Below are 25,017 nucleotides of genomic sequence, written 5' to 3' on the forward strand. Positions count from 1 at the left end.
CGGACGGCCCCGCGTCACCGCAGGTGGCGTTCCGCCGCCCACCCCCCGAGGTAGGCCTCGACATCGGGCTGTGCGCGCAGCACGATCGCGCCGTCCAGCCGCACGTCCTCGATGGCGACGACCTCGTCCACGTCCCACCGCTCTCGTCGCTGCGCGGCTCGTCCGCTCACCGCCCGCCCGACGAGGGTCCCGTCGCGGTCGCGCAGACGCAGGTCGCCGTGCTCGGCGCTGGAGAGAAGCCCGATCGCCGTCGACAGCTCGCCGGCCGCAGCATCGCCGTGGAACGCCACGGGACGAGGGAGGTCGAAGTGCACCCTCGCCCGATGAGGCGATGCATCCTCCGGCCGGGCGATGCCGACGCGGGGGTCGGAGGCGAACAGCGCCAGGGAACGCCCCTCGTCGAGAAGGACGCGGGCATGCGGCAGGGCGCTCAGCACCGTGTCGACGCAGACGAAGGTCGCGGCATCCGTCGCTTCCCCGCCGGCGGGATCATGCAGCCGGACGACCACGTCGGGGACGCGGGCACGCACGGCATGCCCGCGCGACCCCGCCACCGGGATGCGGGTGGTCATGCGCAGCACCTCGTCGTTGTGCCGCTCGGCGGCCGCCGTATCGTCGCGCCCGGCCCAGTCCGGGCCGTCGTGCCACACGATCGCCGTCGGCTCGTGCGCGAGCAGCGCACCGGCGGAGTACGCGCGATGCACCCACTCCCAATCCTCGCCGCCGTAGTCGGTGAAGGTCTCGTCGAAACCGCCGACCTCGTCGAAGAGCCACCGGGTGCACGCGAGAGTCGCCCCGATCACATGCCGGTAGGACCGCTCGTCGGCGTCGCGCAGATCGCGGGACCACCGGTACGCGTCGGCGAGCCAGGCCGGGTCCTCCAGTGCGCGTGAGGGCGCCACCTCCTCCACGGGCACGTCGATCGGCACGTCCGCGAGGTCGGCGTGCCGGCGGCGCCCGACGGTCACGGTCTCGGGCAGCAGGGCGGGCAGTCGGGTCAACCGTCGGAGGTAGTCCGGTTCGGGGGCGGTGTCGGCGTCGAGGAAGCACAGGATGTCGCCCGACGCTTCCTGCACGCCGATATTGCGCACGGCCGAGAGCCGGAAGCCCCGATCCTCCTGCCGGACGAGCCGCACGTCGGGCCCGACGGCGGGCTCGAGAGCGGAGCCGTCGTCGGCGACGATCACCTCGACGAGGGCGCCCGGGTACGTCTGCCGGTCGAGAGCGCGCAGAGTGCGCGCGAGCTCGCGAGGCTGCTCGAAATGCGCGATCACCACCGACACGGTGGGCAGCGGATCGGGATGCACACCGTCGAGCAGGTCCCACCGGTTGCCCGGCACCCACCCGCCGAACGGGGGCCGTGTCACCACTGCACCCCCTCCCACGCGGCGACATAGGCGGCGGCCACCTCGGCGCGCCCGAGCGGGACGTCGAGGTCGCTCGGAAGCCATGTCGTGGCGGGGTCGGCGAAGGCGGCGGCGATCGCGGCGCCCAGCTCGTCCGGGTCGGCGATCGTCAGGGTACGCGGTCGCAGCGCCGCCATCTCGGTCGTGTAGCGGTTGGCCGTCGCGATCGGCCGGCGGCCGGCGGAGATCCAACTGCCCAGCGAACCCGAAGCCGACACATGCCGGTGGGCGACGACCGGAACCGAGACACGGCGACTGCGCCGCACGAGTTCGGCGTCGTCCACGTGCCCACTCACCTCGACGTGCACCCCGACCGTCGCTGCGCGCGCCACGAAGGCGTCGAGCTCCTGCTCATGCCCGGGCGACGCCCGGCCGAGGATGCTCATGGTCGTCGCACCGGCATCGGCCATCGCGGCGAGGGCCTCGTCGTGACCCTTGCCCGGGTAGAAGAAGCCGAGCACGCCGACGCTGCCGTCCGGCGCCTCGATCGCGCCGGAGGGCTGCCGCTGCACGGGGAGAGGGATCACGACGGCATCCACTCCCGAGTCGGTGTACTCCCGCAGCAGGGCAGCCTCGTGGGCACTGTTGCAGACGACGCGGCCGGCAGCGCGCGCGACGGCGCGGTAGCAGGCGGACCGCCGCGGCAGGTTGCGCTCACCGTCCGAAGGCTGCGGCAGATCGTGCAGCGTGACGGTGAACGGATGCCGCCCCGCGAGTCCGACGATCCGTTCGGCCGCCGCCTCCGGCGAGTCCGCCCACAGGCGGTCGGTGAAGTGCAGGTGCAGAGGCGTCCCCGCGGGTAGGTCGCCGAGCCTGTCGAGCAGGATCCCGAGTCCGGGAAGTCCGATCGCGCCGGTGAGCTGGTCGGCGTACAGCGCGACCCCGTGCTGCGGGTCATCGTGCAGCACCATCCGCGGGTGGCTCACGCCGCCCACGCCTGCACCGCGTCGGCTTCGACGGTCAGTGCCTCCCGAACGAACTCCGGCCGTTCTTCGTACCACCGGGCGTGCGCCTCGGCGACGACCTCGGCCCCGACGGCCGCACCGTCGACGATCCACCCCTCCCGCGTCGCATCCGTCAGCCCCCACGCCTCCGCGACCCACTCCTCGCGCGGAGCCTGGACGCTCGCGAGGAGCGGGCGACCCGGGTCCACCGGCGGGTGCGGGGCGCCGAGCGCTTCGAGCACCCGCGCGCCGAGCGCCAGGAAGACGGGGTTGCCCGGGTGGTTGATCGTGCGCATCATGTCGAACTCGGGCGCCGCGAAGACATCCGAGATGGGCAGGGCGCCGCTCCTCTGCTCTCGACGCGCCAGTTCGGCGACGGAAGCCGCGGCGGTGGCCCGCACCGAATCGGCGCTGAGTCCCTGCCGTGGTGTCAGCCCCGCCGCACGCATCAGTGCGCGCACGTCGTGGTACGGCACCAGCGGGGGATCCTCCACACGCCCGCCCATGCGGATGATCAGCTGGAAGGGATGCAGCCCGGTGAACCGCAGGACGGGGACGACAGCGAACCGGGCGTGGTCCTTCAGGAGCGCGCGCACCTGAGACATCCCCACGGGCAGTCCCCGGTAGTCGTCACGGATGGGCTGGGTCACGACGAACGAGGCGCCTCGCAGCAGCCGCTCGAAGTGCGGCATGTCCGAGGGCTCCAGCTCGTGCACCGGCGGAACGCGCACGGTGGGGGTGTCGGCGGCGTCGATGACGAGTCGCAGCGATTCGGCCTGGCAGTTGCCGATCACGAGGCCCGCCTCGGGCGCATGCTCCGAGAGACCGTAGAACTCGCGGTAGTGCCATGTGCGGGGATCGACGTCTTCGGTCGCTATCATCACTTCTCCTCGCCCGCAAGGGCCCCATCAGAAGACCGTCGCGATCGCATAGTGAGAACTGTACGTCCGTGTCCAGGACATCTTGCCCGACTTCCCCTCCCGCGCTCTGTGCGCTACGTCGACCCCTTCAGGACCCCCTGACACGCTGATTCCCCTCTCCTCCTCACCTCGAAGGGTGGCGCCGTTACCGTCATTGCCCCGCCGCGACTCAGAGTCGCCGCCATCCCCTCTCAGCACCCCTACGTGCGTGCGGTCAGCGACCCCCGGTTCATCGAGCTCCTCCCCGATCCGCTGCCGCCCGGAGCACCGGAGGGTCGATGGTGGCCGCCCCAGATGCTGGACGCCGCGTGGCTCGACCGGAACGCGCAGCGGTTCGATGTGCTGCACGTGCACTTCGGCGCCGAGTCGTACGCAGCCGCCCATGTAGCCGCCGCGATCGCCACGGCGAAGCGGCACGGACGCCCGGTCGTGTACACCGTGCACGACCTGGAGAACCCCCAGCTCAGCGACCAGTCCGGCCACCTGCGCATTCTCGACGAGCTGATCCCCGCGGCGAGCGCACTGGTGACGCTCACCCCCGGTGCCGCGCGCGAGATCACACGGCGTTGGGGAAGAGACGTCGAGGTGATCCCGCATCCGCCTCTGCTGCCGATCGACGTGGCACAGGCCGGGCTCCCCCGTGGCCCCGTCACCGCGGGGATGCACCTGCGCGACCTCCGCCCGAACATCGACGCCGTGGGCGCCGTCGGGACCCTCGCACGCGCGCTCGCGGTCGAACGGGAACGCCGACACGATGTCGCGGGCGTCGTCTATCTGAACGAGGTCGTGCGCGACGAGGCCGTCGTGGCCGATCTCGCCGCCATCGTCGACGCGACCCCCCGACTCAGTCTCGAGCGCCGGCCGCGCGCCTCCGATCCGCAGCTCTGGGCCGAGATCGCGGGCCTCGATGTGTGCGTGCTGCCCTATCGTCATGGAACCCACTCCGGGTGGGTCGAGCTCTGCCACGACCTGGGCGTGCCGGTCGCGGGACCGCATGTCGGATACCTCGGTCAGCAGCATCCGCGGTCGTACGAGTACTTCGACATCGGCGATCCCGCCGCCCTGGCCACGGCGATCAACCGCAGCGCCGCCGCCGGTTCGCGCCCGGGGAGCGATGAACGCACGCACGTCATGGCCGAGCGCCGGATGTCGCGGCTGACGGATCTGGCCGAGATCCGTCGCAGGCACACCGACCTGTACGCACGAGTGACCGAACGAGGGGACATCGGATGAATCCGTTCACGAGGGCCCTGAAGATCGCGGTCATCGCCCCCTCGCGTCACGCGCTCCACGAGCCGCACGCGGGCGGCCTCGAGAGCGCCGTGTGGGAGCGCGTCCGCGGACTTCGCGAGCACGGCCACGAGGTCGTGCTCTGCGGTCCTGCGGGCTCGGACTTCCTCGGCGACGCCCCCGAACTGACTCTCCCCCGGCTGCGGTGGCCCGACGGCGCTCCGGTGTCGGACGTCGCGTATCCGCGCGGGCACCGACGCGAAGTCGCCCTCGCGATGCACCGGGCCATGGCGTACATCGCCCACGGGCCCAAGCGCTTCGACGTGGTGGACAACCACAGCCTGCACGGCGTGCCGATCGCCTGGACGGATCGGCTGCCCATGCCGATGATCACCACGCTGCACACGCCTCCCCTGCCTGAGATCCTCGCCGCGCACCGCAGCGTCGAGGGCGCTCAGCACCGCTACCTCGCCGTGAGCACGCACACGATGCGGGAGTGGCTCCACGCCGGTGTCGAGTCGACGGTCTTCCCGAATGCGGTCGACACCCGTCGCTGGTCGGCCGGGACCGGGGGGAGGGGCCTCGTCTGGTTCGGACGGATCGTGCCCGAGAAGGCGCCCCACCTGGCGATCGACGCCGCCCGTCTCGTCGGTCGCCGGCTCGTGCTGGCCGGTCGCGTGGGTGATCCGCTGTACTTCGAGCGCGAGATCCTCCCCCGTCTCGGCCCCGACGTCAGGTACGTCGGGCCGCTGCGCCAGCAGGCCCTCGCCCGCGTCGTCGGCCGTAGCGCCGTAGCACTGGTCACACCGATGTGGGACGAGCCGTTCGGCCTCGTGATCGCCGAGGCGATGTCGACCGGAACGCCCGTCGCCGCCTTCGACGCGGGGGGCGTGACCGAGGTGACCGGCGGATCCGAGGGCGCCCTCGCGGTACCCCGCGGAGACGTCGAGGCCCTCGCCGGCGCGGTCGAGCTGCTGATCCAGCGGAGCGTCGAGGACCAGGGCTTCCGTCAGCGCGTGCGCGCGGACGCCGTCGTCCGTCATTCGCTGGAGCGCCGACACGACGAGCTCGAAGACATCCTCCTCGCGCTGACCTCCACCCTCGACGAGCGTTCGGCGGTCGCGTGACACGTGCCGGGTGGTACGTGCACCACCACGGGCACGGTCATCTCACGCGCTTCCTGGCGGTGCGACCGCACCTCGACGCCCATGTGACCGTGTTCTCCAGCCTCGAGCAGCCCGCCGATCTGCCCGACGGGACCGAGTGGGTGGTGCTCCCCCGCGACGACGATCCGCGATTCGACGCCGCGGGCATCCCGCACGATCCGCTCGCCGACGACCCGACCGCGGGCGGTGCACTGCACTGGGCCCCCCGCGGCCATCCGGGCCATCGACGCCGGCTGACGACGATCGCCGACGAGTGCGAGCGCGATCCGTTCGACGTCTTCGTGGTCGACGTCTCGGTCGAGGTGACGGTCTGGGTGCGCCTGCTCGGCGTGCCGACGGTCGTCTTCACCCAGCCGGGCGAGCGCACCGACGCACCCCACCGGCTGGCGTACAGCGTGGCGGATCGCATCATCGCGCCGTGGGCGCGCGGCACGACCCCGTCTGCGGCGCTCGAGGTCGTGGGCGAGAAGGTGTCCTGGGTCGGCGGGATCTCGCGGTTCGACGGGCGCGCGCGGTCGCAGCATCCGCTCGCCCGGCACGTGCTGGTGCTGGGACAGGTCGCCGGCACCGACGTGCTGCACCGAGCAGCGACGGATGCTGCAGCCCACGGCTGGACCATGACGGTCGCGGGAGCCTCCTCGAGCTCATGGCAGGCCGATCCCTGGGATGCCCTGTGCGCGAGCGAGGTGGTCATCAGCGCCGCGGGCCAGAACAGCGTGGCCGACCTCGCGGCCGCGGAGGCACGTGCGCTCGTCATCGCCTCACCACGCCCGTTCGACGAGCAGGGGGCCACCGCGCGGGTGCTCGACGACGCCGGACTCGCGGTCGTGGCGGACTCCTGGCCGTCGGCCGACGGGTTGCCCGCCCTCCTCGACAGGGCTCGCTCGCTGTCTCCGGCGTGGGACCGGTGGGGCGTCGGCGGAGCCGCCGCCCGTGCCGCCGGGGAGATCCTCGGAGCTGCGCGATGACGGCCCGCGTGGCCGTGATCACGGTCGCCTCGCAGTCCCGTGCAGCCCATCTCCAGCGTCAGCAGGAGTTCCTGGACCGGCTGGATCGCACCGACCCGCTCATCCGCGTGGTCGGCTGGCTCGACGAGGAGGCGCCCGCCTCCCCGACCGGGGGCGTCGAAGCGATCGCCGTGCACGTCCCACCCGGCGTGCAGGGGCTGCGCGTGGCCGCCGGACGCAACGCGGCAGCGCGGGCCGCGATCGACGCGGGTGCAGAGGTGCTCGTGTTCCTCGATGCCGACTGCCTCGCGGGCCCCGAGCTGCTCGGGCGTTACGAGCACGCGGCGGCGCAGCATCCGGACTCCCTCCTCTGCGGGCCGGTGACCTACCTGGCTGAGGGCGTGCGGCCGTCGACGTTCGCCGACATGCTCGAGCTGACCCGCCCCCATCCCGCCCGTCCGATGCCCGACGACGGCGAGGTGCGGCGTGCCGACCCGCGCGAGTACGACCTGTTCTGGTCGCTGTCCTTCGCTCTCACGTCGGCGACCTGGCAGGCGATCGGAGAGTTCTCGCCGGTATTCGAGGGCTATGGCGCCGAGGACACCGACTTCGCCTGGCGGTCCCGTGAGCGCGGTGTCGCCCTCCGCTGGGTCGGGGGTGCGCACGCGTACCACCAGTGGCACCCGACGTCGTCGCCGCCGTGGCAGCACCTCGACGACATCCTGCGCAACGGTGCGACCTTCGCCGGGATCTGGGGGCGATGGCCGATGTCGGGCTGGCTCGACAGCTTCGCCGCCGCGGGCGCGATCCGCTGGAACGGCGCCACGTGGGTGCGCACGAGCTGACGGGTCACCGAGCCGGATGACCGGACTCTGCCACCGAGCCGACGGACCGGACTCTCCCGAACGGTCGCGACACGCCGCGCGCGGACGCGCTGCGCGCCGTACGGACGGCGTGTCGCGACCGTTCGCGGTGCTCGGCCGGACACCGAGGTCGGGCGTCCGCGCCGCCCGACCCCGAGCCCGGGAACCCCGGCTAAAATCGCGAGTACGTATCACCGGACGCGCCGCTGACCGACAGCTCGAGGAGTACTGCCATCGACGATCACAGCGCGCCGGTAGGGCGTTCGACCGGTGGGAGTCACCGTCGCTGACCGGCCCGGGGTGGCACCCCGGACCCGATCGTCCGGGGCATGGTCGAACGTCACGCGGCTGATTCACATCTCGCGCCCGGTCCTGTGGATCAACGCCATCGGCACCGGTGTCGTCGGCATGTGGCTGACCGGCCAGCTCTTCGACCTGCAGGCTCTCCCGATCATCCTGTGGTTGACGCTGCCCTTCAATCTTCTGATCTACGGCGTCAACGACATCTTCGACCAGGACACCGATGCGCTCAACGCGCGCAAGGGCTCCATCGAGGGTGCGCGCATCGAGCCGCGGGAGGTACGGCTGATCGCGTGGGCGGTCGCGGCCCTGAACCTCCCCTTCCTCGTCTACTTCGTCCTCGCGCTCCCGCTCGCGGCGGTCGCCCTGATCCTGCTCTACACGGGCGTGTTCGTCTTCTATTCCGCGCCACCCCTGCGCTTCAAGACACGCCCGTTCCTGGACTCCCTGAGCAACGCCGCGTACGCGCTGCCCCTGCTGATCGTTCCCGTCGCGCTGGGTGCGCCGCCGGTGTGGCCGGCGGTGGCCGGTCTGCTCGCGTGGAGCGTGGCAAAGCATGCCTTCGACGCCGTGCAGGACATCGAAGAGGATCGCACGTCGGGCATCACGACGACGGCCGTCCGGCTCGGACCGCGCGGGACCGCCGTCTGGAGTGCGGCGTGGTGGGTGGTGGCCACGGCACTCTTCGCCGTCGTCAGCCTGCCCGTGGCGGCTGTCAACATCGTGATCGCGGGCATCCTGATCGTCCGCCTGATGCGGCGCCCCACGCCGGCGACCGGTCGACTCCTCTATCCCCTGTCCGTGGCGTTCCCGTACATCGCCGGCTCCGTGGCGAGTGCGCTGCTCCTCGCCGCCATCTTCTTCGGGACCTACCCGTGACCGTGCTGATCAGCGCGCAAGGCGTGCCGTCATGAGTCGCATCGTGGTCGTCGGAGGCGGGCTGGGCGGCCTCGCGGCATCCGCGCTGCTCGCCCGGTCGGGTCACCGCGTCACCCTGCTGGAATCCTCGACGACCGTGGGCGGCAAGAGCCGACGGTTCGAACTCGACGGAGAACGGGTGGACACGGGGCCGTCCCTCGTCACCTTCCCCGGCGTATGGGACGAGCTGCTGCGCCGGCTGGATGCGGGACGCCGGCCGATCGCGGACGTCGGCGCGCTCGAACTGGTGCGCCTGCCCGAGGTCGGCCGCTACTACTACGATGGGGAGGTCGTCTCGCTGCCCGTGCCGCCGGGCCACCCCTGGTACCCGGCCTGGCAGCGGTTCAGCGCTCTGCACGCACCTCTGGCCGATGACGTGACCGCGCTGCTGCTCGCCGATCCGCTCGACCGCGCGTCGTTGCCTGCGCTGCGGCGACTGCTCGGTGTCTACGGCTCCCGACTCACGACGCGCGCCTATCTGGACGGCCTCACGTGGCTGCCGGACGGCCTCCGCGAGATCATCGCCATCCATACCCTCAACGCCGGTGTTTCGCCGGCGCGCACACCGGCGCTCTATGCGAGCATGCCCGCGATCATGGGTGAGACCGGGGTGTGGGTGCCGCGCGGAGGCGTCTACGAGATCGTGCTCGCTCTGCAGAGACTGGCGGATGCCGCAGGCGTCGAGGTGCGCACGGGCGAAACGGTGACACGTGTCGAACGCGGTCGGGTCACGACCACCCGCACGGCGTATCCCGCCGATCTGGTCGTCAGCGCGCTCGACGCCGACCGCCTGGACGCGCTGCGGGGCCGATCCGGCTCGCGCCGACCCCGTACGCTCTCCTGCTCGGCGATCGCGATCTACGGAGTGCTGGACCACGCCCTGCCCGACGAGATCGCCGCCCACAGCGTCATCCTTCCGACCAGGCCTGCCGCGCTGCATCGCAGCCTCGCTGCGGGCGACGAGCCCGCCGACACGATGGTGTTCGTCAACCACTACCGGGCCGGTGAGATCTATCCGAACGACCGGAGCACCCTGGGCATCCTGCTGACCGGGCCGGCCGACGGCGGGAAGTACACGCTCGAGCACCCCTTCGTGCGCCGTGAGGTCGAGCGCATCTCGACGATCATGGGTCTCGATGCTCCGCTGACCGCCGGCCTGGGCGCGAAGGTGGTGCTCGATCCGCAGTACTACGGGTCATTCGGCGAACCGCACGGCGCCCTGTACGGCGCCGCGCGGCCGCTGTGGATGAGCGGTCCGCTCCACCGACCGGCATATCGAGACCCGGGGACGCCGTGGCTCTGGCGTGTGGGGGCGTCCGTTCATCCCGGTGGCGGGATACCCGCCGTGCTCGGGGGTGCCATGATCGCCGTGTCGAAACTGCTCGCGAAGCATCCGTCCTGATCCGCCGCGCACCGCCGCCCGCGTCCGTACGACGAGTCTGCCAGGCACTCCACGCGAGAGGATAAGGGCGCGCCCCGGCGACGGGGGTCGCCGGGGCGCGGACGCCGGGTGGATGAGGGTCAGCCTGACGGGTTCTCGACCGGCGTGTCCTTCTCGTCCGTGGTGTCGGGCAGGTTCTCGTCGGGCTCCGACGAGGATGCGACGGTGGAACCGTCGGCCGCGGCATCCGACGTGCCTGCTTTGTCGTGTTCGTCCATCTGCATGGTGCGCTCCTGATCAGTGGGTGAAGCGGTCGAGGAATCCGGCGATGGGGCGCTGCTGCTCGCCTTGCTGCGCTCCGAGAACGATCAGGACCGCCGTGAGCGCAGGGATGACCCACTGGACGACGCGCTGCTGCTGCTGCACCGACGCGAGCTCCTTCGACGCGGAGGCATCGGGCTCGGTGACGCCCGCGCCACCCTCATCGGCGTGCTTGGCGATCTTCGCTCCGAGCAGTCCGGCGTAGAGGCTGGCGACGCCGGCCGCGATCGTGACGACGAGCTTGATACCCGTGTTGGTGCGCGCCTCGGACTGGTTCTTGAGGCGTTCCTTGTTGCCGAGGATGAGTCCGACCCCGCCGATGCCGTGGATGATGATGGCGCCCAGCTGCACGGGGGCCCACTTCGCCCAGCCGATGGACGAAAGCCGCAGCCGTTCCTGGGGGTTCGCGGCCTTCGCCGTTCCGCCGTTGAGGCCCACGGCGCCCATGAGGGTGCCGCCGAACCAGGCCGCGAGGCCGACGTCGTGCATTCCGCGAACAAGGGTGTTTCGAGCCGACATAATGCCGTCCTGTCAGTTGAGGGACTTCACCCTGACACGGCTCCCCTCGCTTCGCCGCAGGGGTTGCGCATCCGCCGGAAAGGTGTACGTCGCGAGTACTCCGCGGGCGCGGGGCCCGATACGCCTCGCGCGTGCCGGCGAAGCGCGCGTGCCGAATGACGCACGGGACGGCGGATGCGCAGACGGAACTGCGGCGCCCGTCTCACGAGTGTCGGGCTGCCATAATCACGTCATGCGGGGCGACGACAGGGCAGCACCGACGGGGACTGTCGAGACCGAGCGCCTGGTGTTGCGGACGTGGCGGATCGACGACGCCGCATTTCACCGACAGCTTTGGGCGGAACGTGACCCGCGCGTCCCCGCTCATCGTCGCCTCACTCGTGATGGACATCCCCGCGTTGCTGAGCTGGAAGCTCGGCTGCGTGGCTACACGCAGGTACCGGCGCCCGGCCTGCTCGTCGTGCAGCGCAGAGGTTCCGAGACCCCCCTGGGGTACTGCGGGCTCATAGACAGTTCCGTCGGCCGCCCTGGAGAACCTGAGCTCGCCTTCGAGTTCCTGCGGGCGTTCTGGAATCTCGGGTATGCGACTGAGGCAGGGGGCGCAATCGTCGAAGAGGCGCGGATGCTCGGTTACACGCACCTCGTGTCGACCGTACGTGCGTGGAACACGGCGTCGCTGCGAGTCCTCGACAAACTGGGGTTCGTCGACACGGGTGAGCAGGAGGATGACGAAGTGCACGGCGACTCGCTCCTCCTGAGGAAGCGGCTCTGAGAGAAGGGCGATCCTCCGCGACCGTCAGCGACGCCCTGGCGCCCTCCCCTACGGTGGGTGGATGAGCGAGGTGCGCGTCAGGGGACAGCTGATCTGCACGACCGAGGAGCAGGCGCGCGTCGTCCGTCTCCACCTGCCGGAGCACATCGCGCTCACTCGTGATGAGCCTGGCTGCCGGTCTTTCACCGTCACTGCGACGGACGACCCCATGACGTGGACGGTCGAGGAACGGTTCGACGACGAATCCGCCTTCGAGGAGCATCGGAAGCGAGTCACCGGCAGCGAATGGGGTCGAGTGACGACGGGGATCGAACGCCGTTATTCGATCGAAGGCCATCCCCGCTGAGTCCTCGGTCGATGGTCAGCGGTCACCTGATGATGCAGCGACGTCGAAGACGACGACCTGTTCCGCCCACTGCGTGATGAGCTCCGCGACGGGTCGGTGCGCCGGGTGAGGCAGGTAGTCGTCGCGAGCAGCGCTGCTGACGAAATCAACGACGAGCGCCCAATCGAACCCGCCCGCAAGACCTTCCGGGCTGGTGTTCGGTCCGCACGCGACATCGACTACCCCGGGGACCGCGTCCGCGAGCGCGTGCGCCCCTTCCGTGAGCTCATCCAGCACCGCTGAGCTGACTTCCCGCTTCCAGCGGACGAGCACGATATGGACGACCGGCGAATGACTCATCGTCACAGACTGCCCTAAGCGACCGGCAGCCGGGTGTCTGGCAATGCCGTGGGAATGCCGTCCTTCCGAGTGCGATGGTGCCAGCGTGGAGTGATGGATGACATCGAATCCACTCGCTCGGACCGAACGACAGCACGCCTTCGAAAGAAGAATTCATTCGTGGGCGGCGCCTCGATCGTGCTCATCGCATCGCTGAGCGCGTGCGCGGCCCCCGGCTTGAGCGACGGACAGGCCCCGGTCACACCCTCCTCGCAGAGCTCGTGGGAACCGAGCCCCACAATCACGACGACCACGACGCCGCTGCCGCTCACACCGCCGCCCACGGCGGCCGATGAAATCGCACGCGCGACGTTCGACGCCGTCGGCGCGGGTGGAGTCCCGGAATCCACCTCGACCTCGGTGGACGTGCTGCGTGGCGGGCACGTTCTCCTCGAAGGACGGTGCGACGGCGAGCGGGTCAGGTTCCGCCTGACCACGGCTGCCACTGGCGAGGACCAACGGCCGCTGTACGAGGGCACCATGCTGTGCAGCGGGGCACTGTCGACCATCATCGAAAGCGGCGGCTACGCCGGCCCGGTGCAGTTGAGCATCATCGACGCCACCGACGCCGACGCCGCTTGGGTGCTCGCCCGTTCGTCCTGACGCCGCGGCGCCCCGTCCATGATCGCGGAGGCGCCGGCCACCAGAGACGAAATCCGTGCCGACCTTCACCTGCGCGCAGCGGCGGAGCAGAATGAGAACTCCTCCCTCGAGATGATCCGGCGTCGGCCCGATCATCTCGGCCGGACGAGAAGGGTCAGATGTGCTCGCTGTGTCGCTCGGTGTGTCGCTCGCGCTGGTCAGCCTCCTCGCCGGAGTGCATCTCACGGGACAGTTCATCCTGAACCCGCCACTGCGGGAGCTCGAATACGAGCCCTATCTCACGATGAAACGTCTCATCGATCGCGATGCCCCGAGACTCGCAAAGCCGCTGATGCTCGTCAGTCTGCTCTCCACCGCCGTCAGTGTCGTGGTCGCCCTCGCCGGCGGAGGAGCAGTGACAGTCGTCGCGACCGCTGTCGCGCTGAGCGCCCTCGTCATCACGCTGATGGCGACCGTGCGCGGCGATCTGCCGATCAATCGAGCAATGGCTCGCTGGGAGCCGTCGACTCCGCCGCAAGACTGGCAGCAGACACGGAGCCGGTGGGAGAAGTTCTTCCTGATCCGAGTGATCACGACATCCCTCGCGGTCTGCGCAATCCTCGCGGGCTTCATCGCTGCTGCGTCACGGTGAGTCGGGGCCGGCATCGTCCGGTGGCCCGTCCGGGCCATCAGTCGCGCGGGACGAAGGTGGCCCATACCGGTGATGCCGGCTCCCCCGTCGCCGGGAGATCCTGAGGGTGCCCGGCAGCGGCTGGGCATCCGAAGGAGGAAATCATGCCGTTGATTCAGGTCAAGATCATCGAAGACGTCTTCAGCCGCGAGCAGAAGCAGCAGATCGTTCGCGATCTCACGGATGCGATGGTCGCCATCGAAGGCGAGAACATGCGCCCCGTGACGTGGTGCATCGTGGAGGAGGTGCAGAGTGGCGACTGGGGGATCGCCGGCAACGCACTGACGACCGCGGACGTGAAGGCGCTGGCTGCGGGCGTCGCCGCCTAGCCGATCCGCGCATGGGGTGCCATCCTGACTACGTGGCACCCCGATGCGCGGTCGTCGAGCGGCCCACCCGGGTCTGCGGGAGCACTCGAGTGGGGCGTCTTTCGTGGCGACACCCGCCGCACCGGTATCCGGCCGGGGCGCCGGGCTGATGACCGATGATCCCGTGCGTGACGCCGGTGATCCCGTGGGTGACGCCGCCGCGTCGGAGGACATCGCCCAGGCCAAGTGGTGGCTCGATGATGCTGCCGGCTGCCTCTCCGCCCGAGAGCGGGCCTATCGGCAGTACCGGGCGGCCGGGGATGATCGCGGGGCCGCTCGGGCGGCGGTCGCCCTGGGATACGACGCTGCGTTGTTCGGTGAGGGCGTTTCCGTCGCGCAGGGGTGGCTCTCCCGAGCCCGAGAGCTTCTCCGCTCGCAGACTGACACCGTGCCTGAGCACGGGTGGCTGGCCGCCCGTGAGGCGGAGCTCGCACTGAATGTCACGCATCAGCCGGATATCGCGGTGGAAGCGGGGACACGTGCGGCCGAGATCGGGGCGCGGCTCGGCGTGGTTGATCTCGAATTCGTCGGTCACGCACTCGCGGGGTTGGCTGTGGTTCGTCGTGGCGAGCCAGCCGACGGCCTCCGCATCTTGAACGAGTCGGTGGCAGCAGCTCTTGCCGGCGAGGTCTCGGATCCGATGTGGATGGGGAAGATCTGCTGTTGGCTCGTCGCGGCGTGCTACGAGACTCAGGACCTCTCCCGGGCCCTGGAATGGTGCGCCCGAGTCGAGCGCGTCTGCCGCGAGAGGGGGCTCATGCCGCTTTTCGATGTCTGCCGCATCATGTACGCGTCCGTTCAGCTCGACAGCGGTGAGTGGGTAGATGCCGAGCACCAGCTCCTGGCCGTCTTGGATCGGATGCAGACCTCTCGTCGCGGATCCCGTGTGGACGCCGTCATCGCGCTCGGTGAACTGCGCCGGCGGCAGGGGCGACTCGACGAGGCCGAGAATCTCTTCGCGCGTGCCGAGTTCGATGTCCGCGCGATCCTGGGTCGCGCGCTGATCCTCATGGACCGCGGACAAGCCCCCTTGGCGTGGGCGCAGGTAGATGCTCTCCTGTCTCGAATCGACGAGAGCGACACGCTGGTCAGAGCACGCGTCCTCCGGGCCGCAACCCGATGTGCGAACGCGTCCGGTGACACGGAACGCGCCGCCACCGCAGCTCGTGAGCTCGCCGTGATCGCCGTGATCGTGGCGACACCGTCGCTCGCAGCGCATGCCGCGGAGGCCGCGGCCATCGTCGCGAGTCCTGACCTCGCCGCGGCGTCATGGCGTCGCGCCGTCCGCTTGTTCCACGATGCGGGACTCCCATTCGATGAGGCGGAAGCACGGCTGGGGCTCGCTTCGTCGCTTCCCCCTGCGCACCCCGAGGCGCAGGCGCAGTCCGACATCGCGGAACGAGTGCTCGCGAATCTCGGCGTCGTAGGGAGAACGACAACCCATCGCACGGATCGACTCCGCCCGCTCGACGGTCGCGCCGGCCAATTGAGCTCCCGCGAGAGGGAGGTGTTGCGCCTTGTCGCCGACGGGATGACGAACACGCAGATCTCCGAGAATCTCGGGGTCAGCCCGCACACCGTGCACCGGCACGTCGCAAACATCCTGACCAAGCTCGGCGCACCGACGCGGGCTGCCGCCGTCTCTTCGGCCGAGCGATCGGGTCAGCTGTGACCATACCTCGCACGTGCCGTCCGCGCGTGGCGATCACGGGCCTCCTTCGTCCCCGGTCATGGTGATCGTCTCCGGAAGGGTGTCGCCGCTGTCCGTCACCATGCGTCGGAACTCGTCTCCCTCGCGGATGTACAGGCCGGCCTCGCCACCTGTCACGTAGTACTGCGTGACGGCGTCGCCACCCAACATGCTCGGCGTGAGGAAGAGGAGGTACTCCCGGGTCGGTTCCAGGAGCGGCGCAGCGAGCGAGGATCCCGCACTGTCCATCTGGCGGACTTCGACGATGTCACCCGCAACAGGTGGAACGTCGGCGCTGTCGAGATCACCACCGAGCTGCGGGTTGGTCGGCGCGTTCGACACCTGGAACGTCGAGACCATCGCGTCGTCGCTCTGCCGTTGCGCCGTCACCGTTCCCACGACGATCGCCGTGCTGTCCCGTGCGAGATCATCGATGCTCTCGTACAAGGCCGCGCGACTCCCGGAAGAGGCCGAAGTGCAGCCGGTCACCGCCACCATGAGAACTGCCGCGGTGAGAATCGCGGCAGCAGCACGAGGCGCTCCGCGATGATTCACGCTGTCGCCTTCCGCAGTGGAGAAGTCATGCGTCGACACTAGGCCGCGATGACGCTCAGGTGGCGGCTGCGATGACGATGTCGCCGTTCCGGGGCATCGACCCATCGAATGTCATCCGCACCGCGCGGGCCTGATCGATGTCGATGTTGTCGACTACTTGGACGTGCACGTGCGGCTCGGTGCTGTTCCCCGAGTTCCCACATCGACCGAGCGCGTCGCCCACATCCACTCGCTCACCCGGTTGCACCTCGATGCTGCCCTGCTGGAGATGACAGAGCGCGACCACGATGCCGTCGGTCTCGATGAGCACATGATTCCCGGCGAGAGCCACCCACCCTGCCTGCGCTCGCCGCCGCTGCGTCAGGGCGTATCCGACGGAGGGGAGACCACGATACGCAGGATGGTCCGGTTCCGAGTCGTGCGTCAGAACGACGATCCCATCCACCGGAGCACGCAGGATCAGCCCGAAGCCGCGGAACCGTTCCGGTGGTTCGGGCCGCACGAGAGTGCCCACCCGGATGGGCGCGGTGCGCCCCCGGAGATCGACGGGGACGAAGTCGATCGCATACGACGACGCGAACGCGGTGGTGCCGTGACTGGGCACCCGGTCAGCGGGACTGTTCTGCACTCGCCACCGACCCTCGAACGGGTAGCTCAGGTCAACGGAGATCACCGCCATGGATCCGGTCGTCCCGATGTCGGCCGAAGTCGATCCGCCGTCACCGCCATGATCTGTCTTCCGGGCCTTGATATTCGATCCATTCCGCTTCCATGCGCCCAGGCTAGCCACCGACCCGCAGCGCTCAGTCCGCCATTGCGAGCTCGGCGACGATCGCTCCGTGGGGGCGGGGCTTCGGATGCCGTCCGGTTCGCGTATGGGTTTCGATGACGTGGAAGCCCGCGGCGCTCAGCTCGTTCGCGAGCGCCTCCGGCGGCCACCGGTAGGCGGTGATCACTGCATGATCGAACGGCTCGACGAGGGGACCGATGAAGAAGCCGATCAGAAGCGCGCCGCCTGGTCGTAGCATCCGTCCGAACTCTTCGAGTGTGGCGCGTACCGCGCTCGGGTCGTGATGAATCAGGGAGTACCAGGCCAAGATGCCGTCCACACTGCCGTCGGCATCAGGGAGCCGGTCGAAGCTGCCGACGGTGAAAGGCACGCCGGGGTAGGTATGGCGAGCATGGTCGATGAACTCGGGCACCTGATCCACGCCGCGCACGTCGTGGCCCTGCTGCACGAGATGTGCAGTCCAGTGTCCCGGGCCGCACCCCGCATCGAGGATCGGACCGTCGATGCGCGACGCCCACGAGGTGATCAGCTGCAGGTCGGACGGATGGGCGGACGAGATCGCACCGAGCTTCGCGACGTACTCACCGGCCCGGTCCGCGTAGGCAGAGGCGACAGGCGACGACATGGGGACGGTGTGGAGACTAGCGGGTGAAGGTGACGTGGATCGTGCCGCTCTCGGCGACTTCCGTCGACACGGCGTGCGAGAGCTCGAGTCCGCGGAGGTTCTCCCAGACGCCGTTGCCTCGGCCGAGCACGATGGGCGCGATTCCGACGTGCAGGTCGTCGACCAACCCTGCGCTGAGGAACTCGCGTGCCGTGCTGATTCCGCCCCCGATCCTCACGTCGAGGCCGCCCGCCGCGGCGATCGCCTCGTCGAGCACTCCCTCGATGGGTCCGGTCCGGAAGTGGAATGCGGTCCCGCCACCGAAGCGTATCGAGGGTCGCGGTGCCGAGTGCGTGAGGACGTACACAGGGAAGCCGAAGGGCGGATCTTCGCCCCACCAGCCTTTCCAGTCCGGATCGTCGGGGTGGGCGTGCAGGCCGAACATGCCGGCACCCATGATCTCCGCGCCCACGCCTGTGAAGAATGCGGTCGCGTAGGCGTCATCGACAGCCGTGGTTCCAGCGCCGCTGGTGTCGGCGAACACCTTCGCCCGGAAGGTGCGGGTTGCTGCGTAGGCCGCCGTCAGGGCCCCCCAATCCTCGCCCATGGGGCTCTCCCCGACGTTGCCCGGCGCCGCGGTGAAGCCGTCGAGCGAAGCGAACAGGTCCATGCGGATACGAGTCATCTCAGGCTTCCTTCGGCAGCGGGACACCGCGGGTGCGGTGTCCGGTTCCGCGAGTGGTCGACGCCGGGCACGCCGCCAGTCTCGCGGATGCCGCTCGCCGCGTCGACCGAATCCTCACGCGGGGGCGAGGAACCGCTCGGCGGTCCGCAGGGACAGCGCCATCGTCGCCAGCGCGGGATTGGCGCTCAGGGCGCTCGGGAAGATCGAGTTGTCGCAGATCCAGAGATTCGGGATGTCGAAACTCCGGCCGTATCCGTCGACGACGCCGGTCTCGGCATCCGTGCTCATGCGGCACGTTCCGAGGGTGTGCGCCGTGCGCGCGAGCACCATCGTGTTCGTCGCCCCGGCTCTCTCGAGGATGCGGGTCATCAGGGCGGTGGCGTGCCGATCGATCGCCTCCTCGTTCTCGCCGGCCGAGAACGAGATCCGCGCGCGCGGGATGCCGAACTCGTCCAGCTCGTCGCTCAACTCCAGACGGTTCCGCTCGGAGGGCAGGCACTCGGCGTTGATGCCGACACCGGCGTAGTAGCGGTATCCCTCGATCATCCGCACGAGATCCTCCCCCCAGAGCCCGCCGCCGCGGACGAATGTCGTGGCGAGCGTCAGGGGCATGACGCCAAGGCTCTGCAGAAGATAACCGCCCACGAAATCGGCGTCGGCGGGGCGCACCATGTCCTCCGAGATGAGAGACGACGGGTAGCCGCGGTAGCTGCGCACAGGATCGTCGAAGCGTCCCCACACCTGCACCGCGCCATGGGCGAGGAAGTTGCGTCCCACCTGCCCGCTGCTGTTCGCGAGGTCGTTGTTCAGCAGCAGGCGTGGCGTCTCCACTCCGCCCGCGCAGAGGAACAGGGCGGCGCAACGCTGGCGCCGGTCGACGCCGTCGCGCCGATAGACGACCGCGGTCACGTCACCGCGCCCGTCGAGTTCGACGGTGTGCACCATGCTGTCGGGGCGGATCTCGGCACCTGCCGCGACCGCCGCCGGGAGGTAGGTCGTGTCCATGCTGGTCTTCGCCGCGAATCGGCATCCTTGGTGGCACGCGCCGCAGTTGATGCAGGCGTTGCGGTGACCGGCATGCGGCTGGTCGACGCCGCGGGTGAGGACGGCCGCGGGCGCATCGGTCGCACGCAGGCCGAGTGCCTCGCAGCCGCGCGCCACAAGATCGGCCGACGCGTTGCGGGCGGCGGGCGGGTAGGCGTACCGACGGGACGGGTCCCAGGGATATTCGGCCGGCCCGGACACCCCGATCGTCGCCTCGACGCGTTCCAAGTACCGCGTCAGGTCGGCGTGTTCGATCGGCCAGTCCCGCCCCTCCCCGCTCTCGGTGGCCAGGCGCAGGTCCCTCGGATCGGGGCGGGGCGTGAAGGCACCCCAGTGCAGGGTCGACCCCCCGACGCCGCGCCCGCTGTTGTTCGGACCGAACGCGGTGGGGGTCTCGCCACCGCTCAGGCGTTCCGACATCCAGTTGATCTGCACGGCGTCGTTCTCGTCGGGCGTGAGGTCTTCGAGATCGAAGTTGGGCCCGGCCTCGAGGGCCACCACACGAAGGCCGCGTGCCGCGAGGGCGGCCAGCAGCGGCGCACCACCCGCACCGGTTCCGATCACGACGGCATCGACCACGTCGTCGTCGGCGAAACGCTGCATCGTCGTCAGGTTCATACCGAGCGCTCCTCTCCCAGCTCGGTCGGCTCCCAGGCGTCGCGGGCGCCCTGCCGGAGGTCGGAGAAGCCCCGCAACGGCAGCACCGTTCCGCCGGTGGCGAAGCCGTCGTAGCCGATGTGCGCCATCGTCGCGGGATGCGCCATCCACTGCCGCACGAGGTCGACGCGCGCGTCTTCGAACCAGGCGCTCAGCTGCTGCCCGGTCCATCCCTTCGGCGGCGTGAAGGACTCGTCCAGGATGCTGCGCACGGCCGCCCGCCGTTTGCCCATGTCCCCCTCCATGGCTGAGGCGATCGCGTCCAGTCCCGATCGGTAGGCCTCGGGATCGGGCGGCATGTCGGCGACGCGCCACCCGTCGCCCTCACCGCGATGCAGTTGCGCGTCCACGCGGGCGGCGAGGTCGATCCTCGGACCGTCCGGCTGCGGCACGACGACGTCGGCGAGCGCCCGCAGTGCGCTCATCGCCGCGGGCGTCAGCACCTGGGGCGCGTATTCGGGATCGTCGGCGATCGCGCGCCGCGCGAGCGTGGCCCGGACGCGCTGATCCGTGCGCGACGAGGCGATCAGCGCGCTCCACTGGGCGGGCACCGCGGGCGCGGATCGCTCGATCTCGTCCCACAGCGCGAGCGCGGCATCCGCGACCGCATCGGTGCGTTCGTACGGCAGCAGGTGGCCGGCACCGGGCAGGGTGACGAACCGCGCACGGGGGTAGAACCGACCGTGCAGATCGGGCTGCGCCTTCGCGCCCAGATCCTCGTCGTCGTCGCCGCCGAGCACCACCGCGGGAAGGTCGAGCACGCCGACGGCGTCCGAGACGTCTTCGCGGCTTCCCGACTCCAACCAGTGCCGCCACGCGACGGGAGACGCCCGACGCAGATCCGACTCCGCGACGGCATCATCGGCGGGGTCGAGCGGCGAGCCGATGTTCATGTCGATGAACGTGCGGGCCTCCGCCGTGCCGAGAGGGCCGTCCTGCACCCACGACAGCATCTGCGCACGCCGCTCTTCGGCCATCGGCTCGGGAGTCGGCGGCGAGGCGGCCAGGAGCACGACACCCGTCAGTCCGAAGAGGTTCGCGGTGCCGTTCAGCACCCGCGCGGCGACGACGGACGCCACTTTGCCGCCCATGCTGTGCCCCGCCAGCATCCAGCGCTGCGCTCCGTCACGGACGATGCGCGCGATCACGTGGTCGGCCAAGCCCGCGACCGACAGGTCGTCGGTGACGGGCTCGTCCCCGAAGCCGGGCAGCTCGATCCCGACCACGCGCAGGCGAGACTGCAGCCGCGCCGACAGACCGTCGAACTCGCGGGCACTCGATCCCAGCGCGTGCAGCGCGTAGAGCGTGGGCGCGGCGTTCAGGGCGTCACCATCCCACCGTTGACGTTGAGCGTTTCGCCCGAGACGTAGCTCGACTCGGCGGATGCGAGGAAGACGAACGCCGGGGCGATCTCGGCCGGCTGCCCGGCCCGCTTGTAGGTGCTCTCCTCATCGAAGTCCGCCATCTGGTCGTCGGATACCCCGCCCGACACCTGCAGCGCCGTCCAGGTGGGGCCGGGGGCCACGACGTTCACACGAATGCCGCACGGAGCCAGCTGCTGGGCGAGCCCCTTCGACAGGTTGTTGATCGCCGCCTTCGTGGCGGCGTAGTCGAGTCTGTCGGGGGCGGGTTGGTACGCCTCGAGCGAGGCGGTGTTGATGATCGTCGAGCCTGGCTGCAGGTGCGGCAGCGCGGCCTTCACGAGCCAGAACGGCGCGAACACGTTCGTGCGGAAGGTCGACTCGAACTGCTCGTCTGCGAGGTCTTCGACCCGGTCGACCGCGACCTGCTTCCCGGCGTTGTTGACAAGGATGTCCAGGCCGCCGAGGGCTGCGACGGCGTCCCGCACGATCTCGCGGCAGCGCGCGGCGTCGGTGATGTCGGCGACGATGGCGACCCCGACGCGGCCGGCCTCGCGGATCAGCTCGATGATGTGCTCGGCATCGCCCTCCTCGTCGGGCAAGTGGACGATGGCGACGTCGGCGCCTTCCCGAGCGAAGGCGATCGCGGTCGCGCCGCCGATGCCCGAGTCGCCGCCGGTGATGAGCGCTCGGCGCCCCTGCAGCCGGCCCGTGCCACGGTAGGTCTTCTCCCCGAGGTCGGGCACCGGCGTCATGCGCGACTGCACCCCCGGCTCAGGCTGATGCTGGATCGGCGGCTCGACGCGGTCATACCGTGTGAGCGGGTTGTCGAAGCTGTACTGGTCGACGGGTTCGGGCATGTCCTCACGATAGGAGGGGCCTCCGACGCGATCGGAGGGGTTGCATCGACGTCGATGACGTGCGAGGGCGGGCGGGTCGTCAGCGTGGGGGGTGGTCGGCGAGCCACGCCTTCGCCGCCCGGACGGGGGCGCGGGCGAGCCACGCGTCGGTGATGACTTCTGCGAGAACGCCCTGAGGGATCGCGGAGAGTCGGACCAGCACCGCGGGGTACCCGTCGAAGTGCGGGATGGTGAAGAAGTGCTGCGGGGAGCTGCCGATGAGCGCATCCCTCATCTCGACGCTCTCCGTGCGAGCTCCGACCACGGTGCCGCCGGGCCATGTGCGTCCGAGCTCGGCCAGCTGGCGCTCGTCGGTCGCACTGGGCCCACGCTCCCAGACGAACATCCGGTCGTGCACGCGCCAGCTCGCGCCGCCGCCGTGACCTTCGACCTTCTCGACCGTGTCGGGCATCGCGAGGGCGAGCGCGCGGACGTCGTCGAGGGTCGGCATAGGCGATATCCTCCCGCCATCCTCCCGCGTCCGCCAGCCCGGACTCACTCGGGCGGGAGAGCCGCGTCCTCGTCGGTGCCGGGCGGCAGGGGGCGTCGTGGCTGCCACAGCATCACCTCGCGCGACCGGCGAAAGCGTGTCCCGTGCCGCACGGAGACGACGGATCCGCTGATCTCGGCGGCGAACACGCGTGCGCCCGGCCGGTTCTGCCGTTCGGCGACCATCTGCGATTCGAGATCGCGCACACGGTGATGCAACTCCCGAACCCGCTCTTCGAGCTCGATGATGCGCGCGATCGCCGGCAGGCTCATGCCGTCACCCGACAGGCGACCGACCTCGCGCAACTGCTGCACATGGCGCAACGAGTAACGCCGCGAGCCCCCCTGGGTGCGCTCGGGCACGACCAGCCCCAGCCGGTCGTACTGCCGGAGCGTCTGCGGGTGCATGTTCGCAAGCTCCGCAGCCGCCGCGATCGCGAAGATCGGGGAGTTCTCGTCGAGATCGTCATCCATCGGTGCTCACCTCCCGTCCGTCCCTTCGCGTCCTGCCCTCGTGCGACACGACTCCGGAAGAGGCGCGTGCGCGCCGCCACCACCGCAGCGGGCGTCCATCGCACCGGAGTCGTGTCATGGGATCGCCGGGCGCCTAGCCGCGCGCCTTCGTCATGAGGTCGGCGCGAGGGTTCTCCTTCGGCTCCAGCTCCTGGAACTTCGCGAGCGCCTCGCGAGCGGCGTCGTCGAGGTGCGACGGCACGGCGACCTGCACTTCCGCGAGGAGATCGCCGATACCCTTCGACGTCTGCACGCCACGACCTTTGACGCGCAGCACACGCCCCGACGGGGTGCCCGGGGCGACGCGCAGCTTGACGGGGTCGCCGCCGAGCGTGGGCACCTCGATCGTGGCGCCGAGGGCCGCCTCGGTGAAGGTGACCGGCACGGTGACGCGCAGATTCAAATTGTCGCGGGTGAACACCGGATGCGGCCGCACCGCGACCTGCACGACGATGTCACCCGTCTCGCCGCCGTCCGGCGAAGGACGTCCGCGACCGCGCAGACGGATCTTCTGCCCGTCCGACACCCCCGCGGGGATCTTCACCTTGAACGGCTTGCCGTCCTCGCCCTGCAGCGTGATGGTCTCGCCCTTGGTCGCCGTGAGGAAATCGATCGTCGTGCGGGCCGTGACATCGGCCCCCCGCGTGGGTCCGCCGAAGCCGCGGTAGCCCCCGCTGGTCTGACCGAAGCCACCCGAGCCGAAGCCGCCGCCCTGGTTGAACATCGAGAAGATGTCTTCGAACTCCTGCGGATTCTGCGTGCGGGTACCGCCGCGCCCCTGACCGAAGCGGCTGAAGACGTCCTCGAACCCGCCGGCGCCCTGGCCGCTCGCCGTGAAGCGCGCGCCCGAGCCCATCGCGCGGATCTGGTCGTACTCCTGTCGCTGCTCCGTATCGGAGAGCACCGAGTACGCCTCACTGATCTCCTTGAACTTGGCCTCGGCCGCGGCATCCCCCTGATTGGAATCAGGGTGATACTTGCGCGCCAGCTTGCGATAGGCCTTCTTGAGGTCGGCCTCGGTGATCTCCTTCGGCACGCCGAGCACCGCGTAGAAGTCCTTGTCGAACCAGTCCTGACTGGCCATGGATGCTCCCTCCGGGGCTATTCGGCCGGCACCGCGACGACGACCTTCGCGGGCCGCAGTTCGACGGAACCGAGACGGTACCCGGTCTCGACGACCTCCAGCACGGTCGACTCGGTCGCGCCCGGCGTGGGCACCTGGAAGATCGCCTCGTGCTGCTGCGGATCGAAGACCTCGCCCGCAGCGCCGTAGGACGTGATGCCGAGCTTCTCGGCGGCCGCACGCATCTTGACGGCGATCGCCGCGAAGGGCGTGCCCTCCTCGAGGTCACCGTGCTTCTCCGCGCGATCGAGGTCGTCGAGCACCGGCAGCAGGGACGTCGCCGCGCGCCCCTGGGCGCGCTCGACCTCCAGCTGACGCTGCTCTTCGGTGCGTCGGCGGTAGTTGGCGTACTCGGCGGTCAGACGCTTGAGGTCCAGCAGCAGGGAGGCGTCCTTGTCGTCGGCCTCCGCAACCGCGGCCTCGTCGGACTGCTCCGCTCCGAGGATGTCGTCGACCGTCAGCTCATCCTGCGACTGAGGGTCGGAAGCCTGAGCTTCCGACCCCTCGTCGTCCGGACGAACTTCGTCGTTGTCGAAGTTCTTGTCCGTCATGATC

28 protein-coding genes and 1 pseudogene are annotated in these 25,017 nt (G+C 70.0%); 12 read left to right on the forward strand and 17 right to left on the reverse strand.

Going from position 1 to position 25,017, the window contains the following annotated elements:
• Positions 1-14: 14 nt before the first annotated feature.
• From ACFXOO_RS12775 to ACFXOO_RS12785, 3 genes are read right to left on the reverse strand one after another with little or no spacing between them, the layout of a single operon-like run.
• A complete protein-coding gene (locus ACFXOO_RS12775) occupies positions 15-1,370 on the reverse strand; it encodes a glycosyltransferase (protein ID WP_394563792.1) in 1,356 nt (451 codons plus the stop codon).
• Entirely contained in the window at positions 1,364-2,317 is a 954-nt protein-coding gene (locus tag ACFXOO_RS12780; protein ID WP_394563793.1) for a glycosyltransferase, read from the reverse strand. Before ACFXOO_RS12780 ends, ACFXOO_RS12775 begins: the two co-directional genes overlap by 7 nt.
• 11 nt (positions 2,318-2,328) lie before the next feature.
• The gene (locus ACFXOO_RS12785; RefSeq protein ID WP_378852839.1) at positions 2,329-3,231 is read right to left on the reverse strand and encodes a WcbI family polysaccharide biosynthesis putative acetyltransferase; all 903 of its coding nucleotides are present in this window, start codon (positions 3,229-3,231) and stop codon (positions 2,329-2,331) included.
• 174 nt (positions 3,232-3,405) lie between these two features.
• Between ACFXOO_RS12785 and ACFXOO_RS12790 the strand changes: the two are divergent.
• The 6 genes and pseudogenes from ACFXOO_RS12790 to ACFXOO_RS12815 all read left to right on the forward strand — a co-directional run.
• Positions 3,406-4,503: pseudogene (locus tag ACFXOO_RS12790) on the forward strand (glycosyltransferase); the annotation flags it as partial.
• The gene (locus ACFXOO_RS12795) at positions 4,500-5,627 is read left to right on the forward strand and encodes a glycosyltransferase (protein ID WP_394563794.1); all 1,128 of its coding nucleotides are present in this window, start codon (positions 4,500-4,502) and stop codon (positions 5,625-5,627) included. The pseudogene ACFXOO_RS12790 and the gene ACFXOO_RS12795, both read left to right, overlap by 4 nt.
• Complete coding sequence (locus ACFXOO_RS12800) at positions 5,624-6,634, forward strand: hypothetical protein (RefSeq protein ID WP_394563795.1); 1,011 nt, start codon at positions 5,624-5,626, stop codon at positions 6,632-6,634. The genes ACFXOO_RS12795 and ACFXOO_RS12800 overlap by 4 nt, the downstream gene beginning before the upstream one ends.
• The gene (locus ACFXOO_RS12805; RefSeq protein WP_394563796.1) at positions 6,631-7,458 is read left to right on the forward strand and encodes a glycosyltransferase family 2 protein; all 828 of its coding nucleotides are present in this window, start codon (positions 6,631-6,633) and stop codon (positions 7,456-7,458) included. The genes ACFXOO_RS12800 and ACFXOO_RS12805 overlap by 4 nt, the downstream gene beginning before the upstream one ends.
• Before the next feature lie 318 nt (positions 7,459-7,776).
• The gene (locus ACFXOO_RS12810) at positions 7,777-8,655 is read left to right on the forward strand and encodes a UbiA family prenyltransferase (RefSeq protein WP_394563797.1); all 879 of its coding nucleotides are present in this window, start codon (positions 7,777-7,779) and stop codon (positions 8,653-8,655) included.
• A 31-nt stretch (positions 8,656-8,686) separates the two neighbouring features.
• Positions 8,687-10,096: a phytoene desaturase family protein gene (locus ACFXOO_RS12815; RefSeq protein WP_394563798.1), complete on the forward strand. Its 1,410-nt coding sequence runs from the start codon at positions 8,687-8,689 to the stop codon at positions 10,094-10,096.
• 119 nt (positions 10,097-10,215) lie between these two features.
• Here the strand turns inward: ACFXOO_RS12815 and ACFXOO_RS12820 are convergent, their stop codons facing one another.
• Both ACFXOO_RS12820 and ACFXOO_RS12825 read right to left on the reverse strand, forming a co-directional pair.
• On the reverse strand, positions 10,216-10,359 hold the full coding sequence (locus tag ACFXOO_RS12820) for a hypothetical protein (RefSeq protein WP_378842721.1): 144 nt from the start codon (positions 10,357-10,359) through the stop codon (positions 10,216-10,218).
• Between the two features lie 13 nt (positions 10,360-10,372).
• Entirely contained in the window at positions 10,373-10,915 is a 543-nt protein-coding gene (locus tag ACFXOO_RS12825; RefSeq protein ID WP_378852829.1) for a hypothetical protein, read from the reverse strand.
• Positions 10,916-11,147: 232 nt separating this feature from the next.
• Here ACFXOO_RS12825 and ACFXOO_RS12830 point away from each other — a divergent pair, with 232 nt between their 5' ends.
• The gene (locus tag ACFXOO_RS12830) at positions 11,148-11,687 is read left to right on the forward strand and encodes a GNAT family N-acetyltransferase (protein ID WP_394563800.1); all 540 of its coding nucleotides are present in this window, start codon (positions 11,148-11,150) and stop codon (positions 11,685-11,687) included.
• 61 nt (positions 11,688-11,748) lie between these two features.
• Positions 11,749-12,033: a putative quinol monooxygenase gene (locus ACFXOO_RS12835; protein WP_394563801.1), complete on the forward strand. Its 285-nt coding sequence runs from the start codon at positions 11,749-11,751 to the stop codon at positions 12,031-12,033.
• A 15-nt stretch (positions 12,034-12,048) separates the two neighbouring features.
• Here the strand turns inward: ACFXOO_RS12835 and ACFXOO_RS12840 are convergent, their stop codons facing one another.
• Complete coding sequence (locus ACFXOO_RS12840) at positions 12,049-12,372, reverse strand: Dabb family protein (protein ID WP_378852825.1); 324 nt, start codon at positions 12,370-12,372, stop codon at positions 12,049-12,051.
• A 159-nt stretch (positions 12,373-12,531) separates the two neighbouring features.
• On the opposite strand from ACFXOO_RS12840, the gene ACFXOO_RS12845 reads away from it, so the two are divergent.
• The 4 genes from ACFXOO_RS12845 to ACFXOO_RS12860 all read left to right on the forward strand — a co-directional run bounded on the left by ACFXOO_RS12845 (position 12,532) and on the right by ACFXOO_RS12860 (position 15,724).
• The gene (locus ACFXOO_RS12845; RefSeq protein WP_378852823.1) at positions 12,532-13,014 is read left to right on the forward strand and encodes a hypothetical protein; all 483 of its coding nucleotides are present in this window, start codon (positions 12,532-12,534) and stop codon (positions 13,012-13,014) included.
• Between the two features lie 160 nt (positions 13,015-13,174).
• Entirely contained in the window at positions 13,175-13,645 is a 471-nt protein-coding gene (locus tag ACFXOO_RS12850; protein WP_378842709.1) for an anthrone oxygenase family protein, read from the forward strand.
• Positions 13,646-13,788: 143 nt separating this feature from the next.
• The gene (locus tag ACFXOO_RS12855) at positions 13,789-14,013 is read left to right on the forward strand and encodes a 4-oxalocrotonate tautomerase family protein (protein WP_378842707.1); all 225 of its coding nucleotides are present in this window, start codon (positions 13,789-13,791) and stop codon (positions 14,011-14,013) included.
• Between the two features lie 148 nt (positions 14,014-14,161).
• Positions 14,162-15,724, forward strand: a complete 1,563-nt coding sequence (locus tag ACFXOO_RS12860) for a LuxR C-terminal-related transcriptional regulator (RefSeq protein ID WP_394563802.1) — start codon at positions 14,162-14,164, stop codon at positions 15,722-15,724.
• Positions 15,725-15,757: 33 nt separating this feature from the next.
• Here the strand turns inward: ACFXOO_RS12860 and ACFXOO_RS12865 are convergent, their stop codons facing one another.
• The 11 genes from ACFXOO_RS12865 to ACFXOO_RS12915 form a co-directional block, all read right to left on the reverse strand.
• Positions 15,758-16,189 carry a hypothetical protein gene (locus ACFXOO_RS12865; RefSeq protein WP_394563803.1) on the reverse strand — a complete coding sequence of 144 codons (432 nt, stop codon included), beginning with the start codon at positions 16,187-16,189 and terminating at the stop codon, positions 15,758-15,760.
• Between the two features lie 163 nt (positions 16,190-16,352).
• Positions 16,353-16,976: a M23 family metallopeptidase gene (locus ACFXOO_RS12870; RefSeq protein WP_378842701.1), complete on the reverse strand. Its 624-nt coding sequence runs from the start codon at positions 16,974-16,976 to the stop codon at positions 16,353-16,355.
• A gap of 124 nt (positions 16,977-17,100) precedes the next feature.
• Positions 17,101-17,712, reverse strand: a complete 612-nt coding sequence (locus ACFXOO_RS12875; RefSeq protein WP_378852815.1) for a class I SAM-dependent methyltransferase — start codon at positions 17,710-17,712, stop codon at positions 17,101-17,103.
• A gap of 16 nt (positions 17,713-17,728) precedes the next feature.
• On the reverse strand, positions 17,729-18,376 hold the full coding sequence (locus ACFXOO_RS12880; protein ID WP_394563804.1) for a dihydrofolate reductase family protein: 648 nt from the start codon (positions 18,374-18,376) through the stop codon (positions 17,729-17,731).
• 114 nt (positions 18,377-18,490) lie between these two features.
• Positions 18,491-20,038 carry a GMC family oxidoreductase gene (locus ACFXOO_RS12885; RefSeq protein WP_394563805.1) on the reverse strand — a complete coding sequence of 516 codons (1,548 nt, stop codon included), beginning with the start codon at positions 20,036-20,038 and terminating at the stop codon, positions 18,491-18,493.
• Complete coding sequence (locus ACFXOO_RS12890) at positions 20,035-21,462, reverse strand: alpha/beta fold hydrolase (protein ID WP_394563814.1); 1,428 nt, start codon at positions 21,460-21,462, stop codon at positions 20,035-20,037. The genes ACFXOO_RS12885 and ACFXOO_RS12890 overlap by 4 nt, the downstream gene beginning before the upstream one ends.
• Complete coding sequence (locus ACFXOO_RS12895) at positions 21,396-22,298, reverse strand: SDR family oxidoreductase (RefSeq protein ID WP_394563806.1); 903 nt, start codon at positions 22,296-22,298, stop codon at positions 21,396-21,398. Before ACFXOO_RS12895 ends, ACFXOO_RS12890 begins: the two co-directional genes overlap by 67 nt.
• Before the next feature lie 79 nt (positions 22,299-22,377).
• Positions 22,378-22,788 carry an MmcQ/YjbR family DNA-binding protein gene (locus tag ACFXOO_RS12900; protein ID WP_378852806.1) on the reverse strand — a complete coding sequence of 137 codons (411 nt, stop codon included), beginning with the start codon at positions 22,786-22,788 and terminating at the stop codon, positions 22,378-22,380.
• A 44-nt stretch (positions 22,789-22,832) separates the two neighbouring features.
• Positions 22,833-23,300: a heat shock protein transcriptional repressor HspR gene (locus tag ACFXOO_RS12905; RefSeq protein ID WP_378842689.1), complete on the reverse strand. Its 468-nt coding sequence runs from the start codon at positions 23,298-23,300 to the stop codon at positions 22,833-22,835.
• A 133-nt stretch (positions 23,301-23,433) separates the two neighbouring features.
• The gene (locus ACFXOO_RS12910) at positions 23,434-24,423 is read right to left on the reverse strand and encodes a DnaJ C-terminal domain-containing protein (protein WP_378842688.1); all 990 of its coding nucleotides are present in this window, start codon (positions 24,421-24,423) and stop codon (positions 23,434-23,436) included.
• A gap of 17 nt (positions 24,424-24,440) precedes the next feature.
• Positions 24,441-25,013, reverse strand: coding sequence for a nucleotide exchange factor GrpE (locus ACFXOO_RS12915; protein ID WP_378842686.1), 573 nt, complete (start codon positions 25,011-25,013; stop codon positions 24,441-24,443).
• Between the last annotated feature and the right edge of the window lie 4 nt (positions 25,014-25,017).

This window comes from Microbacterium sp. P03 (genome assembly GCF_043556235.1).
Taxonomy (GTDB): Bacteria; Actinomycetota; Actinomycetes; order Actinomycetales; family Microbacteriaceae; genus Microbacterium.

Coding starts and splice junctions, on each gene's coding strand:
- ACFXOO_RS12780 (WP_394563793.1), bottom strand. CDS start 2,317: ATGGTGCTGCACGATGACCCGCAGCACGGGGTCGCGCTGTACGCCGAC.
- ACFXOO_RS12785 (WP_378852839.1), bottom strand. CDS start 3,231: ATGATAGCGACCGAAGACGTCGATCCCCGCACATGGCACTACCGCGAG.
- ACFXOO_RS12795 (WP_394563794.1), top strand. CDS start 4,500: ATGAATCCGTTCACGAGGGCCCTGAAGATCGCGGTCATCGCCCCCTCG.
- ACFXOO_RS12805 (WP_394563796.1), top strand. CDS start 6,631: ATGACGGCCCGCGTGGCCGTGATCACGGTCGCCTCGCAGTCCCGTGCA.
- ACFXOO_RS12815 (WP_394563798.1), top strand. CDS start 8,687: ATGAGTCGCATCGTGGTCGTCGGAGGCGGGCTGGGCGGCCTCGCGGCA.
- ACFXOO_RS12820 (WP_378842721.1), bottom strand. CDS start 10,359: ATGCAGATGGACGAACACGACAAAGCAGGCACGTCGGATGCCGCGGCC.
- ACFXOO_RS12825 (WP_378852829.1), bottom strand. CDS start 10,915: ATGTCGGCTCGAAACACCCTTGTTCGCGGAATGCACGACGTCGGCCTC.
- ACFXOO_RS12830 (WP_394563800.1), top strand. CDS start 11,148: ATGCGGGGCGACGACAGGGCAGCACCGACGGGGACTGTCGAGACCGAG.
- ACFXOO_RS12835 (WP_394563801.1), top strand. CDS start 11,749: ATGAGCGAGGTGCGCGTCAGGGGACAGCTGATCTGCACGACCGAGGAG.
- ACFXOO_RS12840 (WP_378852825.1), bottom strand. CDS start 12,372: ATGAGTCATTCGCCGGTCGTCCATATCGTGCTCGTCCGCTGGAAGCGG.
- ACFXOO_RS12855 (WP_378842707.1), top strand. CDS start 13,789: ATGCCGTTGATTCAGGTCAAGATCATCGAAGACGTCTTCAGCCGCGAG.
- ACFXOO_RS12860 (WP_394563802.1), top strand. CDS start 14,162: ATGACCGATGATCCCGTGCGTGACGCCGGTGATCCCGTGGGTGACGCC.
- ACFXOO_RS12870 (WP_378842701.1), bottom strand. CDS start 16,976: ATGGCGGTGATCTCCGTTGACCTGAGCTACCCGTTCGAGGGTCGGTGG.
- ACFXOO_RS12875 (WP_378852815.1), bottom strand. CDS start 17,712: ATGTCGTCGCCTGTCGCCTCTGCCTACGCGGACCGGGCCGGTGAGTAC.
- ACFXOO_RS12880 (WP_394563804.1), bottom strand. CDS start 18,376: ATGACTCGTATCCGCATGGACCTGTTCGCTTCGCTCGACGGCTTCACC.
- ACFXOO_RS12885 (WP_394563805.1), bottom strand. CDS start 20,038: ATGAACCTGACGACGATGCAGCGTTTCGCCGACGACGACGTGGTCGAT.
- ACFXOO_RS12895 (WP_394563806.1), bottom strand. CDS start 22,298: ATGCCCGAACCCGTCGACCAGTACAGCTTCGACAACCCGCTCACACGG.
- ACFXOO_RS12900 (WP_378852806.1), bottom strand. CDS start 22,788: ATGCCGACCCTCGACGACGTCCGCGCGCTCGCCCTCGCGATGCCCGAC.
- ACFXOO_RS12905 (WP_378842689.1), bottom strand. CDS start 23,300: ATGGATGACGATCTCGACGAGAACTCCCCGATCTTCGCGATCGCGGCG.
- ACFXOO_RS12910 (WP_378842688.1), bottom strand. CDS start 24,423: ATGGCCAGTCAGGACTGGTTCGACAAGGACTTCTACGCGGTGCTCGGC.
- ACFXOO_RS12915 (WP_378842686.1), bottom strand. CDS start 25,013: ATGACGGACAAGAACTTCGACAACGACGAAGTTCGTCCGGACGACGAG.